Source organism: Micromonospora sp. NPDC005299 (assembly GCF_042872345.1).
GTDB lineage: Bacteria > Actinomycetota > Actinomycetes > Mycobacteriales > Micromonosporaceae > Micromonospora.
Window position 1 is genome coordinate 244725 of the sequence record NZ_JBIAKG010000003.1, and the last position, 13977, is coordinate 258701.

17 protein-coding genes and 1 tRNA gene are annotated in these 13977 nt (G+C 72.9%); 12 read left to right on the forward strand and 6 right to left on the reverse strand.

The genetic code is table 11. The annotated features are described in order from the left end of the window. The first annotated feature begins 32 nt into the window (after positions 1 to 32). The 5 genes from ACFYPD_RS10455 to ACFYPD_RS10475 all read left to right on the forward strand — a co-directional run bounded on the left by ACFYPD_RS10455 (position 33) and on the right by ACFYPD_RS10475 (position 4712). Entirely contained in the window at positions 33 to 596 is a 564-nt protein-coding gene (locus ACFYPD_RS10455; RefSeq protein WP_387111143.1) for a helix-turn-helix domain-containing protein, read from the forward strand. Positions 597 to 689: 93 nt separating this feature from the next. Further along, complete coding sequence (locus ACFYPD_RS10460; RefSeq protein ID WP_387111146.1) at positions 690 to 1409, forward strand: PP2C family protein-serine/threonine phosphatase; 720 nt, start codon at positions 690 to 692, stop codon at positions 1407 to 1409. 51 nt (positions 1410 to 1460) lie between these two features. Continuing rightward, positions 1461 to 2660, forward strand: a complete 1200-nt coding sequence (eis, locus tag ACFYPD_RS10465; RefSeq protein WP_387111149.1) for an enhanced intracellular survival protein Eis — start codon at positions 1461 to 1463, stop codon at positions 2658 to 2660. 39 nt (positions 2661 to 2699) lie between these two features. After that, positions 2700 to 3449: a ZIP family metal transporter gene (locus tag ACFYPD_RS10470; protein WP_387111152.1), complete on the forward strand. Its 750-nt coding sequence runs from the start codon at positions 2700 to 2702 to the stop codon at positions 3447 to 3449. 72 nt (positions 3450 to 3521) lie between these two features. Further along, positions 3522 to 4712, forward strand: a complete 1191-nt coding sequence (locus ACFYPD_RS10475; RefSeq protein WP_387111155.1) for a hypothetical protein — start codon at positions 3522 to 3524, stop codon at positions 4710 to 4712. Positions 4713 to 4716: 4 nt separating this feature from the next. Here the strand turns inward: ACFYPD_RS10475 and ACFYPD_RS10480 are convergent, their stop codons facing one another. Both ACFYPD_RS10480 and ACFYPD_RS10485 read right to left on the reverse strand, forming a co-directional pair. Next, entirely contained in the window at positions 4717 to 5799 is a 1083-nt protein-coding gene (locus ACFYPD_RS10480; RefSeq protein WP_387111158.1) for an NAD-dependent epimerase/dehydratase family protein, read from the reverse strand. A 36-nt stretch (positions 5800 to 5835) separates the two neighbouring features. Further along, the gene (locus tag ACFYPD_RS10485) at positions 5836 to 6135 is read right to left on the reverse strand and encodes a hypothetical protein (protein ID WP_355666357.1); all 300 of its coding nucleotides are present in this window, start codon (positions 6133 to 6135) and stop codon (positions 5836 to 5838) included. Between the two features lie 149 nt (positions 6136 to 6284). On the opposite strand from ACFYPD_RS10485, the gene ACFYPD_RS10490 reads away from it, so the two are divergent. The 3 genes from ACFYPD_RS10490 to ACFYPD_RS10500 all read left to right on the forward strand — a co-directional run bounded on the left by ACFYPD_RS10490 (position 6285) and on the right by ACFYPD_RS10500 (position 7791). After that, a tRNA-Lys gene (locus tag ACFYPD_RS10490) sits at positions 6285 to 6356 on the forward strand. A gap of 170 nt (positions 6357 to 6526) precedes the next feature. Further along, positions 6527 to 6883, forward strand: a complete 357-nt coding sequence (locus ACFYPD_RS10495) for a PadR family transcriptional regulator (protein ID WP_387111160.1) — start codon at positions 6527 to 6529, stop codon at positions 6881 to 6883. Beyond that, positions 6880 to 7791, forward strand: a complete 912-nt coding sequence (locus ACFYPD_RS10500; RefSeq protein WP_387111162.1) for a hypothetical protein — start codon at positions 6880 to 6882, stop codon at positions 7789 to 7791. Before ACFYPD_RS10495 ends, ACFYPD_RS10500 begins: the two co-directional genes overlap by 4 nt. A gap of 342 nt (positions 7792 to 8133) precedes the next feature. Here ACFYPD_RS10500 and ACFYPD_RS10505 read toward each other — a convergent pair whose 3' ends face one another. Together ACFYPD_RS10505 and ACFYPD_RS10510 are read right to left on the reverse strand one after the other, a co-directional pair. Continuing rightward, a complete protein-coding gene (locus tag ACFYPD_RS10505) occupies positions 8134 to 9213 on the reverse strand; it encodes an endonuclease/exonuclease/phosphatase family protein (RefSeq protein ID WP_387111165.1) in 1080 nt (359 codons plus the stop codon). A gap of 256 nt (positions 9214 to 9469) precedes the next feature. Continuing rightward, entirely contained in the window at positions 9470 to 10396 is a 927-nt protein-coding gene (locus ACFYPD_RS10510; protein WP_387111168.1) for a hypothetical protein, read from the reverse strand. A gap of 9 nt (positions 10397 to 10405) precedes the next feature. Between ACFYPD_RS10510 and ACFYPD_RS10515 the strand changes: the two genes are divergently transcribed. The 3 genes from ACFYPD_RS10515 to ACFYPD_RS10525 all read left to right on the forward strand — a co-directional run bounded on the left by ACFYPD_RS10515 (position 10406) and on the right by ACFYPD_RS10525 (position 12240). Next, positions 10406 to 10615 carry a hypothetical protein gene (locus ACFYPD_RS10515; RefSeq protein WP_387111171.1) on the forward strand — a complete coding sequence of 70 codons (210 nt, stop codon included), beginning with the start codon at positions 10406 to 10408 and terminating at the stop codon, positions 10613 to 10615. Between the two features lie 112 nt (positions 10616 to 10727). Continuing rightward, positions 10728 to 11609 carry an SdrD B-like domain-containing protein gene (locus ACFYPD_RS10520; protein ID WP_387111173.1) on the forward strand — a complete coding sequence of 294 codons (882 nt, stop codon included), beginning with the start codon at positions 10728 to 10730 and terminating at the stop codon, positions 11607 to 11609. Between the two features lie 148 nt (positions 11610 to 11757). After that, positions 11758 to 12240 (forward strand): hypothetical protein, encoded by a 483-nt coding sequence (locus ACFYPD_RS10525; RefSeq protein ID WP_387111176.1) that lies wholly within the window; start codon positions 11758 to 11760, stop codon positions 12238 to 12240. Here the strand turns inward: ACFYPD_RS10525 and ACFYPD_RS10530 are convergent. Continuing rightward, on the reverse strand, positions 12213 to 12431 hold the full coding sequence (locus ACFYPD_RS10530; protein WP_387111179.1) for a hypothetical protein: 219 nt from the start codon (positions 12429 to 12431) through the stop codon (positions 12213 to 12215). The two genes, ACFYPD_RS10525 and ACFYPD_RS10530, sit on opposite strands and share 28 nt — an antisense overlap. Before the next feature lie 112 nt (positions 12432 to 12543). On the opposite strand from ACFYPD_RS10530, the gene ACFYPD_RS10535 reads away from it, so the two are divergent. After that, complete coding sequence (locus tag ACFYPD_RS10535) at positions 12544 to 13173, forward strand: phosphatase PAP2 family protein (protein ID WP_387111182.1); 630 nt, start codon at positions 12544 to 12546, stop codon at positions 13171 to 13173. A 21-nt stretch (positions 13174 to 13194) separates the two neighbouring features. Here ACFYPD_RS10535 and ACFYPD_RS10540 read toward each other — a convergent pair whose 3' ends face one another. Further along, complete coding sequence (locus ACFYPD_RS10540; RefSeq protein ID WP_387111184.1) at positions 13195 to 13968, reverse strand: prepilin peptidase; 774 nt, start codon at positions 13966 to 13968, stop codon at positions 13195 to 13197. Positions 13969 to 13977 lie beyond the last annotated feature (9 nt).

The window sequence follows — 13977 nt, forward strand, 5'->3', positions numbered from 1 at the left end:
TACGGAACGGGCCGATGTAGCACGATAGCCGCATGGCAGCTGCCCCACCAGCCGGTGACCGGACCGCCGAAGCCGTCGGCCGGCGGATCCGCGCCCTCCGCGAGGAGCGGGAGATGTCCCTGTCCACGCTCGCCCGGCTGGCCGGCGTCGGGAAGGCCACCCTCTCCGGCCTGGAGAACGGCACCCGCAACCCCACCCTGGAGACCCTGTACGCGATCACCGCCCAGCTCGGCGTGCCGCTCACCGCCGTACTCTCCGGGCCGGCGGAGACGCCGACCGTCCGCGGCGCCGCGGTGGGGGCCACCCTGCTGGAGGTCTTCAGCGACACCGACGCGACCTACGAGCTCTACCGGATGCGGGTCCGCCCGGGTCCCGCGCAGCTCTCCCCCGCGCACCAGGCCGGCGTGACCGAACACGTCACCGTCTTCGCCGGCGTGCTCCGCGCCGGCCCGGTGGACGCCCCGACGACCGCCGGCCCGGGGGAATACCTCCGCTGGACCTCCGACGTGCCGCACAGCTACGCCGCCGTGGGCGACGAGGAGGTGCGGGCGAGCCTGCTGCTGCGCTACCCGCGAACGACCACAATGGATGGTTGATACATACCGCGTGTGCAAGCCGACGACATTTCTTTCAGCAGACCCAGCAGTGCGTAGAGACGCGGAGCCGATGTTCTTGGCAAGCTTGTCTCCATGACGCTGATCCTCCGCTCGGCCATCCTGAACGACGTCGGCCTCGTCCGGACCAACAACGAGGACTCCGCCCTCGCCGGTGACCGCCTCGTGGCGGTGGCCGACGGCATGGGCGGCCTCCCCGCCGGCGAGGTGGCCAGCGAGATCGTCATCCGCATCCTGGACGAGCTGACCCCGCCGACCGCTCCGGACGGGGCCGCCGACGCGCTGCGCGCCGTGGTGAGCACCGCAAACCAGCGCATCCGCGCGGCCATCACCGTCGACCCGGCGCGCGACGGCATGGGTACGACGCTGACCGCCGCCCTGCTCGCCGGCGACACCCTGGTCCTCGCCCAGGTCGGTGACTCCCGCTGCTACCTGCTGCGGGACACCGAGCTGACCCAGCTCACCCGGGACGACACCTTCGTGCAGGCGCTGGTCGACCAGGGCGCGCTCTCCCCCGACCAGGCCCGCCACCACCCGCAACGCTCCCTCGTCACCCGGGCGGTGCAGGGCTCGGACGCGCCGCCGGCCGTCGGGGTGCTCACCGTGTTCGCCGGCGACCGGCTGCTGCTGTGCAGCGACGGCCTCTCCGACTACGTGGAGGACGCCGCCATCACCTCGGCGCTGGTCACCTACAGTGACCGGCAGCAGTGCGGCGAGCAGCTCGTGAAGCTCGCCCACCAGGCCGGCGCGCCGGACAACGTCACCGTGGTGGTCTCCGACGTCACCGAGGCCTGACCCCGCCCGAATCGGGTTGCGCCATCCGGCCGGTCGGGTTGGGATGAGCGGATGCGCATTCGCCGGTTGGCCGCCGAGGAACGCCTGACCACCAGCTTCCCGCTCCAGGCGTACGCCTTCGAGGCATCGCCGATGGCCGCGTCACGGACGGAGGAGTTCCGCGAGTACCTGCCGTACAACGCGGGCAACCGGACGCTGGTCGTCGAGGAGGACGGGGTCACCACGGCCGCCGTCTCGGCGGTCCCGATGCGGCAGAACCTGCGCGGGGCCGTGCTGCCGATGGCCGGCGTCGCCGGGGTGTCCACCCATCCGCTGGCCCGCCGGCGCGGGCACGTGCGGACGCTGCTGCACCGGCTTCTCGACGAGATGCGGGACGAGGGGCACCCGCTGAGCGCGCTCTACCCGTTCCGCGCCTCGTTCTACGAGCGCTTCGGCTACGTCGGGCTGCCCCGGCGGCGTACCGCGGTCTTCTCCCCAGCGGACCTGGCCCCGCTGCTCCGGGCCGAGCTGCCCGGCGAGGTGGTGTGGGAGCGGGTCGGCGCCGGCTACGAACGGTGGCGGGCGTACACCGAACGCTGCCTGCGCGAGCGGCACGGGTTCGCGATCTTCCCCGACTTCCGGGCGGTGGGGCTGCGTGACCGGGACGACCGCTGGCTGCTCACCGCCGTCCGGGACGGCGAGACGGTCGGCGCGGTCACCTACCGGATCGACGACCACGGCGGCGCGCTGATCGCCGACGATCTACTGGCCGGCGACCCGTACGCCCGGGCGTCGCTGCTCCAGTTCTTCGCCCGCCACGTCGACCAGGTGGAGCGGATCAGCGTCGAGCTTCCCGCCGACGAGATGCCCGAGCTGTGGCTCACCGACCTCGCCGTGCACGTCGAGGCGCGGGTGGCCCGGCCCGGCTCGTCCGCCCCGATGGCCCGACTGCTCAGCCTGGACGCGCTCGCCGGCCGGCCCGCCGGGACCGGCCGGGTCGCCGTCGAACTGGTCGGCGACCGCTGGCTCGCCGGCACCCACCTGCTCGACGGCGACACCGGCACGCTGGAGGTGCTCCCCGGGGACACCGCCGCCGCCGGCACCGTGCCGACCGCGCGGCTCACCGCCGCCGGGCTCTCCGCCCTGGCGTACGGGGTGCTCGACCCGGCCGAGGTGGCCGTGCGCGGGCTCGGCGAGGTGCCGGTCGACGCGGCCGCCGAGCTGCGCCGGATCTTCCCGCGGGCGCTGCCCTACCTGTTCGCCGATTTCTGAGCCCGTTTCCGATCTCCGGCTCGGGGTAGGGTCCTGCGGGTGCCGGAGTGGTTGGAAGCGGGATTCTGGGGGCTGGTGGCCGGATCCGCCCTGCTCATCGGGGCGGTCGTCGGATACTTCGCGCGGGTGCCGCGGCGGGCCGTCGCCTCGGTCATGGCGTTCGGCGCCGGGGTGCTGCTCTCGGCGGTCTCGTTCGAGCTGATCGCCGAGGCGCACGAGCAGGGTGGGCTGAAGCCGGTGGTGATCGGCGCAACGCTCGGGGCGCTCGCCTACACGGGGGCGAACATCCTGCTGGCCCGGCGCGGGGCGCGGCACCGCAAGCGCTCCGGCGACGAGCAGCCCTCCGAACAGGAGCAGCCCGGTTCCGGCGCCGCCATCGCGGTCGGCGCGGTGCTGGACGGCGTACCGGAATCGGTCGTGATCGGCGCGAGCCTGCTGGCCGGCGGCCCGGTCAGCCTGGTCACGGTGCTCGCGGTCTTCCTCAGCAACGTGCCCGAGGGCCTGTCCAGCGCGGCCGGCATGCGCCAGGCGGGCCGGACCCGCCGCTACGTCTTCCTGCTCTGGACGGCGATCGCCCTGGTCTCCGGCGCGTCGGCCCTGGCCGGGTACGCGCTGCTCGGCGGCGCCCCGCCCGGGTTGCTGGCCGGCATCACCGCGCTCGCGGGCGGCGCGATCCTCGCGATGATCACCGACACCATGGTTCCGGAGGCGTACGAGGACGCCCACCTGCTGGTCGGCCTGATCACCGTCCTCGGCTTCCTGGTCGCGTTCGCGCTGTCCCACGCCTGACGCGGCTTAGCGGCGGGTTAAGGATCCCGTCCGGAGTCGTGCGGCGGCGGCCGGTCCTCCTAGCATCGGGCGGTGCGCGTGAAGTCCGCTGTCGCCCTCCTCGTCCTCGGTCTCGCCACCGCGGCCCTGCCCGCGTGCGGAGGTGACCAGCCGACGGGCTCGCCCGCGCCGGTCGCCGCCACCACCGGCACCGCCGCCGGCCCGACGCCGCCCCCGACCGGCGGCCCGAGCGCCCGAGCCGGTCTCGGCACCGCCAAGCCCAGCGCCGCTCCCGCAGCGGCGGCGTCCCGGGCCGGCAACCCGGACGGGCACGCCGCCGTGCCCGCCGAGGCGCGGGCCGTGGACACGTCGCGGCCGACCCGTACGGTCGGCACCGGCACACCGGCGAGTTGCACCTCGGCGGCGGTGGTGAAGGCCGTGGCGGCCGGCGGGATCATCACCTTCGACTGCGGGGCGGCCCCGGTGACCATCCGGATGAAGGCGACCGCGAAGGTGGTCAACTCGCACGGCCCGCGGGTCGTGCTGGACGGTGGCGGCAAGGTCACCCTCAGCGGCGGCGGCGAGCGCCGGATCCTCTACCAGAACACCTGCGACCAGGCCCAGGGCTGGACCACCTCGCACTGCCAGAACCAGGACCACCCGCAGCTCACCGTGCAGAACCTGACCTTCGCCGACGGCAACTCCACCGGCGACCGGACCGAGGGCGGCGGGGGCGGCGCGATCTTCGTACGCGGTGGCCGGCTCAAGGTGGTCAACACCCGCTTCGTGGACAACCGCTGCGACCGGACCGGGCCGGACCTCGGCGGCGCCGCGCTGCGCGTGCTCAGCCAGCACGACAACAAACCGGTGTACGTCGTGAACAGCACCTTCACCGGTGGCGTCTGCGCGAACGGCGCGGCGACCAGCAGCATCGGCGTCTCCTGGACCGTGCTGAACAGCGTGTTCCGCGACAACCGGGCGGTCGGCAGCGGGGCGAACCCGTCCCGGTCCGGCACCCCCGGCGGCGGCAGCGGCGGCGCGATCTACTGCGACGGCAACGAGTTCACCGTCCGGATCGCCGGCACGATCATCGAGGACAACGCGGCGAACGAGGGCGGCGGCGCCATCTTCTTCGTCAGCAACAACCGCACCGGCACCATGAGGATCGACGCCTCGACCCTCCGCCACAACCCCAGCAAGGGCTTCGAGACACAGGGCTACCCCGGCATCTTCTTCCTAGGTGCCCACCCACCCACGGTGTCGTCGTCCCGCTTGACGCGGTGAGCGATCAGTAGGGGTTCGGGTGGCCGGGGAGGCGGGCCTTCAGGAGGGCCGTCGGGCGGCCGGGGAGGGTCGGGTCCGCCGACATCGGCGGGGAGGTGGTGCCGGTGGCGTGGGACATGCCCTCGAACAGCTCCTTCAGCGCGGTGACGCTGTCGACCCGGGGCGTCCAGCCCAGTTCCCGCTCGGCGCGCTCGCTCGACATGAGCGGGGCGTTCAACGCCAGGTCCACCCAGCCGGTGTCGACCGGTTGCAGCCGCGCCCGCCAGGTCAGCGCCGCCGCCGCGCGCAGCACCGGGGTGGCCACCGGCACCGTCCAGCCGTGGAAGTGCCGGGCCAGCAGCTCCGGGGTCAGCACCGGGTCCGCGGCCACGTTGAAGGCGCCGTGCGCGTCACCGAGCACCGCCCGGGCGTACGCGTCGGCCACGTCGTCGGCGTGCACCGCCTGCATGCGCAGCCGCCGGTTCGTCGGGACCAGCGGGATCCGGCCGTACCGGAGCAGCCACACCGGCGCCAGCGGCCCGATGAAGTAGCGGCGGATCTCCGTGCCGGCGTCCCGCTGGAAGGTCAGCCCCGGCCGCAGCCGGACCACCCGCAGTTCCGGGCGCTCCCGCCGCACCCCGTCCAGCAACGCCTCCACCTCGGCCTTGTCCCGGCTGTACGACGACGTCTCCACCCCGGTCGCCGGCCAGTTCTCGCTCACCGGATGGTCCTTCGGGCCGGGCGCGTAGGTGCCGACCGACGAGGCGTACACGAGGGCGGGGACACCCGCCCGGACGGTCGCCTCGAACACCGCGCGGCTCCCGCCGACGTTGGTCCGGTGCAGGGTGCGCTGGTCGTGGCTGGGCTGGATCTGCCAGGCCAGGTGCACCACGGACCGCGCCCCGGCGAAGGCCGCAGCCAACTTCTCCACCGCGTCCGGCGCCCCGACGTCGCAGGAGTGCCACTCCACCCCGTCGTACGGCTCACCGGCGTCCGGCCCGGGCAACCGGCGGGCCACGCCGACCAGCTCCGCCCCGGACTCCCGCCGCAGCCGCCGCAGCAGAGCCGTCCCCACGTTGCCGCTGGCCCCCACGATCACGATGCGCATACCGGTGCCGTACCCGTTGAAGCGGACAGCAACCGCTCACGGACGGGGGTTCGTCCGCGCCCAGCCCTTCTCGCCTTCGCGTCGCCCCTGGGTGGCGGCCAGGCAGCGGGGGCAGACGTAGCCCTCGGGGTCCGCCTCGGTGAGCACGTCGGTGTCCGAATAGTCGAAGGGCACGTGGGGGAAGCGGCGCAGCCGGGTGCGGCTGAGCTGGAGCCCGCAGACCGTCTGGTTCTGGCCCGGCAGCCAGGCGTGGACCTCCCCACCGGGTCGGCGCACTCCGTCGTCCCCGGCCACCTCGCTGGACGCCGCCACGGCCGCCGTGCTGCTCACCCTCATGCGTGTTCCGGTTCCCCAGGCGGGCGTCGTCATGCCCGCCGGTCGCAGGCGCTCTCCCGCCAGGTCGGCGAGCTGGCGGGAGTCCGAAGATCGACAGGGGGCGGAAGCCGGAAGCCCCGCGCGGGCGGGTTCCGGTAGCCTGGTCGGACGGGCCGCTAGCTCAATGGCAGAGCTGTGGACTTTTAATCCATAGGTTCAGGGTTCGAGTCCCTGGCGGCCCACTCCTCCGCAGGTCAGCGGCCCCGACCGGGGTCGCTGTTGCCGTGAGCGGGCCGGCACAGCAGTGAAGAACAGCAGTAGACCGGTCAGCGGTCGAGTAAGCCAACCACTCCGCGTCGTCGCGCACGTCAGGTCTTGACCTATGCGTCGATCATCTGCTTATGTCGACGACATGACCAAGTCCTTCGCGTCGATGCGCGAACCCACCTACTTCATCTTGGCCGCGTTGCAGGACGAACCCCTGCACGGCTACGCGATCGTCAAGCGGGCGCAGGAGTTGTCCGACGGGCGGGTGCGCCTCACGACGGGCACCCTCTACGCCGCTCTGGACCGACTCACCGGTGAAGAGATGGTGCGGGTGGCCGAGGAAGCGGTGGTCAACGGCCGTGCCCGCCGTACCTACGAGCTGACCCAGCGAGGTATGTCCGCGCTGCGTGCGGAAGCGGAGCGGATGGCTGCGGCGGCGAGCGTCGTTCGTAACCGTTCCGTCCGCTCGACGCCTGCGGCGGGTTGGGTGGTGCCGGCATGACTGAGCTGGAGCGCCGTTACCGGTGGCTACTGCGGGCTTATCCCCGCGCCTACCGGCAGTATCGGGCCGACGAGATGCTCGAAACCCTGCTCGCCACGGCTGGCGAGCGGCGGCTGAACCTTCGAGAAGCGGTGGCGCTCGTGGTCGGAGGGCTACGCGCCCGCACCGGTGTTGACCGTCTCGGCTCGCGATCGGCGCTGGGATACTCCGCGCTGCGGCTGTCCGCGCTGTCCCTGCTCGTGTACGGCCTGACGCAGCGGGCCGGAGGCCCGATCGGGGTCTTGGTGACGATGCTGTCGGAGGGCCCATACAACCCCGGCGCATGGTGGTTCATCGTCATTCCGGCGCTGCTGACCATCGCGCTCTTCGCTGCGGCGTGGGGTAGCTACCGGCTGGCATTCGCTGCGGCGATCTTGACCGTGGCCGCGCAACATTTGTCGGCAAATGGGTGGGACCTGTCGTTCTGGTTCTCGTCGGTTTATGACCTCCAGGACGCAATGCTTCCCCAGTTCTGGCCAGCGCTGCTGGCTTCGCTGGCGTTGCTGCCACTGCTCCGCGCACCCCGAACGCCCGTAACCAAACCGTGGACCTGGCCCGTCCTCGGGGCACTGGCAGTCGTCGCTTTGGCGCCGAGCCCGATCAACGGCTGGTCGGACGCACCACTGATGTCCCTGTGCGCGTTCGCCGCACTGGCCGTCATCACCGCGCCGGTCGATGCACGGATGCCCATCGTCGCCTCGGTGCTTCTCCTGGCGCCGGCCTTGGCACAAGCCACCTATCTGCTCTGTTCCAAACAAGCGGGGTGGCCACTAGATATCTCCATCACCGCGATCCTTATTCTCGCGGCAGTCATGGTGATCACGCTTGCGGCCGGCACAATCGCAGGCCGCCGCCAAGCTCGCATGTAGACACGGGAGCGCCCCGCCCCCACTTCTCCTAGAGAGCGGCGGGGCGCACCGGTCGCGCCGACAAACTCGGATCGCCCATCTTGCCACCTGCAGGTTTTCCAGGCCGCTCCTGCGCTGCCCGTAGGCGACCGGCCCAACAGGGCACTGCTGGCCGATGACCGACAGCCGCCGACAGCAACCGCACCGGGCGGCGGCGGGCCAGCGGGCATGGACAGGACGGATGGCCTCGCACCGCACCCGATCCGGCCGGCTCGCGGCAATCCATAGGTTCGGGGTTCGAGTCCCTGGCGGCCCACTCACACGTCGGTCAGCGACCCTGACCGAGCCTCGGAAGGCCTTTGATCAGGGCGTGATTCGGGCCGCTACCGGCAGGTGGTCGCTGCCGCTGGCCGGCAGCACCCACGAGCTCTCCGGCTTCACGCCTCTCACCAGGATCTGGTCGATCCGCACCGCCGGGAACTGTGCCGGCCAGGTGAAGCCGAAGCCGTTCCCGGCCGTGTCCTGGACCGAGCGCAGCTGCGAGGTGATGCTGTCGAACGCGCGGTCGTCCATGGTGCCGTTCAGGTCGCCGAGCAGCACCATCCGCTCGTTCTGCTCGGCGGCGATGGCCTCGCCGAGCGCCTGCGCGTTTCTGTCCCGGTGGGCCGTCCAGAAGCCCGCCCTGGGATTCACCCGTGCAGACCCCAGGTGGGCTACGTACACCGCCAGTGGACCCTGGTTCGTGGTCACCGTGGTGCGCAGCGCCCGGTTGTAGGACATCTTGATGTCGGCCGGCTTGGTGTCCGCCAGCGGCCCGTAGTCCATCTTGGTGTCGACCGGCTGGGTGTCCGACAGCGGCAGCTTGCTCCACAGCCCGACCGTGCCCTGCACGGTGTGGTAGGGGTACGTTTTCGCCAGTTCGTTCTCGTACGTGCCCCGGTCCTCCGGGGTCAGCTCCACCAGGGCCAGCAGGTCGGCCCCGGAGGCGGCCAGGTCGCGGGCGGCGCCGGCCGGGTCGGGATTGTTGGCGCCGACGTTGTGCTCGGCCACGGTGAGGTCGCCGCCCGGGTGGGACTTGTCGCCGAGCAGCCCGCCGAAGAGGTTCAGCCACACCATGACCGGCAGCAGCAGCGCGGCCACCGCGGAGGCGGAGCGGCGCCAGAGCGCCCCGATCAGCAGTACGGGGATGAACAGACCGAACCACGGCAGGAAGGTCTCCACCAGGCTGCCGAGGTTCCCGATCCGGTTCGGGATCTGCGCGTGCAGCAGCATGAACAGCCCCAGCAGCAGCGCCAGCGCCGCGAGCACCCGGCCGCGCTTCCAGGGGGCCGGCCGGGAGGCGGCGCGTATCGCCCGGCGGATGCGCGGGAGCGAGGTCCCGGCGCCGGTGTCCCGGCGGCCGGCGCCGCCCTGCCCGGGTTCCGCCGTGTCCACCTGCGTCATCGTCTGTCCTCGCTCACCGCCGGTCACTGCTGCATCCGCGGGTCCTGGATGGGGTCGGCATCCATTCTCGGGCAGCAGCCGTCGTCGATCGCTTCGGGGCGTAATTCCTGGTGCCGGGCCTCGTTGCGGTAGATCTGGCACAGCCCCTGAAAGCCAGGCCGCATGACCTCGGACGGCACCGGATCCGGCCGGCTCGCCGGCAATCCACAGGTTCAGGGTTTGAGCCCTTGGCGGCCCACCACAGCCCGTTCGCTCACTAACTGCCCCGCTGCCACCAGCGCCGTTTCGCAACCGGCGCTGCCGGCGGTTCCTCGTCCTCTTCGTCGTCCTGCTCCGCACGGGCCAACACGGCCGTTGCCAGCGCCCGGTCGTCCTGACGGCAACCGGGCGTGAGGAGCATCAGCCGCGCCAGTGATTCCTCGATGGTGACCAGCCGGTTCGCCGCCACCGCCGCGTCGAGCCGGGCCCGGACGAGCTGGCGTACCTCCGGCCGTAGGTCCGGCTCCCGGTAGGCGGCGGTGACGAGCGCGAACAGCGCGGCGTCGGCGACCCAGTCCTCGACGCCGAAGGCGAGGTCCACCAGCACCTCGCGTCGGGTCGAGGTTGGCCACGGCTCGTCCTTGGCATGATGCAGGATGCCGAGGCACACCCACGGCTGCATGAGCCGGTACCAGTACGTCGGCGTCGATTTGGCGAGGTGCTGCCAGCGCGCGGTGTCCGGCGGGCCGGGCAGGTGCGCAAGTAGCCCGAGCAGGTCGTTCAGCGGCAGCTCGCCGAGCGGGGCGGCCTTCACGTACCCCGACAGCGGCGACTGCCACGGCTCGCCCGCGACTTCCTGCACCAGCCCGACTGCGGTGGCCGACGGCACCGGCCCAGCGGGCAGCGGCTCTGTGCCGTCGTACCGCCACACCGCGTACCGGCCGGGCCGTACGGGTGTCCGGATGTCGGGGGGCGGGAACTCGGCGATACCGATGTCGATCGGGCCGGCGACCCTGCGGCAGGCGGTCATGGCGCTGGCCGGCTCCGCCGCGGACAGTCCGAGGCCGCTGAGTTCGAGCTGCTCGCCGCGCGCCCGGCGGCCACCGACTTCGTTGGCGATGTTGCTGATCGCCTCGCTCGGCATCGGCACCCAGTTGAGCCAGGGCCGCTTCGATCCCGCCATGGCGAACACCACGTCGGTCATCCCGCACGGGTGCGGATCGTCGTGGACGGCAACCAGGTCCGCCACGTCGCCGGAGGCCCGGAACCGCACCGCGTGCCGGGCGGCATCGCGGTGCGGAAAGGTCGCATCGTCGGCCATCTGCCGCAGGTCAGCATCCGCATCGCCCGAAAACATGGCGCGGAGCCTAGCAATCCCGACAGCCAGGCAGGGGGCGGAGATCAGCGGCGCAGCCTGACCTGAATGGCCGGAGGGCCGCGTAACGCGGTGTGGATCGATGACGCCGGATGAGTGGAGACAGTTGATCTCCGCGGTCCGCCGTCCGGTCGGGCCGTCAGCCCGACGTGAGGAAGTCATGCGACCGCACTCCCTGTCCCGCTCGCTCCGACGTGTCGTGCCCACCATCCTGGCCGCCCTCGCCCTCGGCGCCGCGGCTCTTCCGGCCGACGCGGTGGCGGCCGGGAAGACCCAGCCCGACCTGCTTGTCGACCTCGTGATGACCAACCCGCTCAACCCGGCGGAGGGTGAGACCTTCTCCACGCGGATCGACCTGCGCAACTACGGCAACGGCGACTCGGGCCCGGTCAAGCTCACCGTCTCGGTGCCCGCCGGCCTGCGCACCACGACCCCGGACGCCGACACGGGCTGGACCTGCACGGTGGCGAGCGCGACCAGCTACTCGTGCGCGCACGCGGCGCTGCTGGCCGGGCAGCGCAGTCAGCTGTTCGTGCCGTTCGTGGTGGCCGGAGCGACGCCGGGCACCACCGTGCCGATCACCGCGACCATCGCCCCCGACAAGCGGGAGTCGAACACCGGCAACAACACCGGTTCGGTGACGGTGGCCATCGCGGGCACCTGCGTCATCCGCGGCGTCGTCTGGCACGACCTGGACGGCGACGGGCAGCGCGAGGAGGGCGAGCCGGGCATCGGCCCGGACGGCGTGCTCCAGGTGACCCTCTGGGCCCGGCAGGGAGACACGATCGGCGGCGGCTCGGCCAGCGTGAACCCGGACGGCACCTGGTCCATCATGGCCCGGACCGAGCTGCTCTACGAGGTGCGGGTGGAGGCCACCAACCAGTACGACCGGACCGCCGGGAACGTGGGTGACGACGCCACCGACTCGGACCTCGTGACGGCGTACCAGTGGGATCCGACCCTGCTCGCCGCGAGCGCCGAGTTCGAGGCCCACGCCGGTGGCGAGTACGTCGTCGACGCCGGTCTGGTCACCCGGAGCTGACCCCGGCCGCCGCCCGCCCGGAGGACCCGAACCCCGGGCGGGCGGTCCCGTCCTGGCGACACACCGCTGGCCCGTCGTGTCCGTGATCCGGTTGTCGGCGGCGTTCACCTGGTACGACGGTGTAACCAGCCGAGCCGAGGAGGTACCGATGACCAGTGGACGGGAGACCGTGGAGGTCGACCCGGTGGTGTTCCGCGCCGTCTACGATTCGCCCGCCTCGCTGCCGGGCCGGCACTGCTGGACCACCCCAGAGTCGGACGTGCGCCGCCTGGAGAAGCTGCTGAACATGCCGGCACGGAGCATCGGCGCCCCGCTGTGGGTGAGCGGCGACGAGCCGGACTGTCCGAAGTGCGGTCGCCGGGTGAACTGGTACGACATCGTCTCCTCCGCGCTGCATGGGGTGCATGACCGCGGGATGATCGCGCGGGTCATCCTCGGCGAGCGCAAGTACGTCAACACCGAGGTGCCGGAGGCCATCCCCGGGGTGCACTGCGCCGACTGCCGCACGCCGATCGAGGGGCTGCGCAGCTTCAAGTGCCACAACTGGGCGTACGCCTTCGAGGCGCTGGAGGAGATCGTCGGGCGCATGTCGGGCGTGCCGAGTCAGCCGGCGCCGCCCACCTCCGCCTGAGCGCGCCGGGCCGGCCGGCGGCCGGGTGGTGACGGCGGCTCGGGCCCGGGGTCCGGCACCGGCGGCATCGGCCGGCTGACCGGCGCCGCCCCGGTCACCCGGAGCCGTTCGCCGTGGTGCGCCAGCCGGTCGGGGTCCGCCCCGGTACGGCGGATCCGCCAACTCTCGTCGCCCTGAGGGCGGTGCGGCACGGGTCCCTCCCGAGGTCGGTACGTCGACGGCGCCTGAGACTTCGGTCCCCCCACAGTCATTCCCCCACCACCCTCCAGGTGAACGGAGTATGAACAGTTGGTGAGGTGATTCATGACCGACGCCCTGGTGACAGACGTCCCGGATGTCAGTGCCGACTGGTACCACGACATCGTCGAGTTCGCCGACCGCACACCGGAACCGGTGCACTGGTTCGCGCTGCACTTCACCGAGGGGGCGATCGTCCTGCTCGGGGTCCTGCTGGTGCTGGCCGCGCTGGCCCGGCTGGTCGGCGGCGACCTCCGCGCCCGGGCGCTCGCCCTGGCCGCCCCGGTCGCGGTGGTCTGCGCGTACGCCTCGAGTGAGGGGTTGAAGACCCTGATCGCCGAGGACCGGCCCTGCCGTAGCCCGGTCGACCTGGTCATCGTGGCCGGGCACTGCCCGCCGGCCGGCGACTGGTCATTCCCGAGCAACCACGCCACCATCGCGGGCGCGCTGGCCGCCACCACGCTGCTGCTGCACCGCCGGATCGGCCTGGTGGCCGTCCCCCTCGCCGTGCTGGCCGCGGTCTCCCGCACCTTCGTCGGCGTGCACTACCCGCACGACGTGGCCGCCGGGCTGCTGCTCGGCGTGCTGGTCGGCACCCTGCTCACGCCGGTGCTGGCCCGCCCGGTGGCCGACGTCATGCGCCGCCGGGTCCGCCGCGCCGCGACCCGACCGGCGGTCCGGCCCGCCCGGCGCTGACCCGCTCGCCCCCGCCGGCCCTCACGTCGTCAGGACGAGGGTGACGGCGGTGCCGAGGATGAGGAACGGGCCGAAGGGCAGGTGGCTGGACCAGCGGACCCGGCGGGCCGCCAGCAGCGCCAGGCCGGCCACGGCGGACAGAGTGACCGCGAGCACCAGCCCCGCCACCAGCACCGGCCAGCCGTACCAGCCGAGCAGCGCCCCGGCGCCGAGCGCCAGCTTGGCATCGCCGAGGCCGAACCCACGCCGGCCGAGCAGCAGGGTGGTCGCCGCGAAGCCCGCGCCGAGGGCGAGCCCGGCCGCGGTGGCCCGCAGCCAGGGCGCCGGGCCGGAACCGGCCAGCCCGGCCACCCCGAGCAGCACCCACACCCCGGCCGCCGCCGGCCAGGTCAGCCGGTCCGGGAGTCGGTGCACCGCCGCGTCGGCCAGGGCCAGCGGCACCGCCCAGGCGAGCCACCAGGCGACCGCCACCCGCGCGCCGGCCGGGCCGCCGGTGAGCGCCACGGCCGCAACCGCCGCGACCAGGGCCGTCTCCACCACCATCGGCGCCGCGCCGACCCGCGCCCGGCAGGACGGGCAGCGGGCCGCCGGTCCGAGCGCCGGCAGCGGCCGGTCCAGGCCGATCGGCGCGCCGCAGCCGTCGCATCCCGCCCGGTCGGGCACCCCCGGGGGTACGGCGTACCGCGCGACCGCCAGCCGCAGCAGCGGGACGACCGCGAGGGCGGCCAGCAGCCGGACGCGCGGGCGGCGGGCGGGGGCCGTCGGTGGGGCGGCGCGGACCCGTTCGGCGGTCACGCCGGCTCC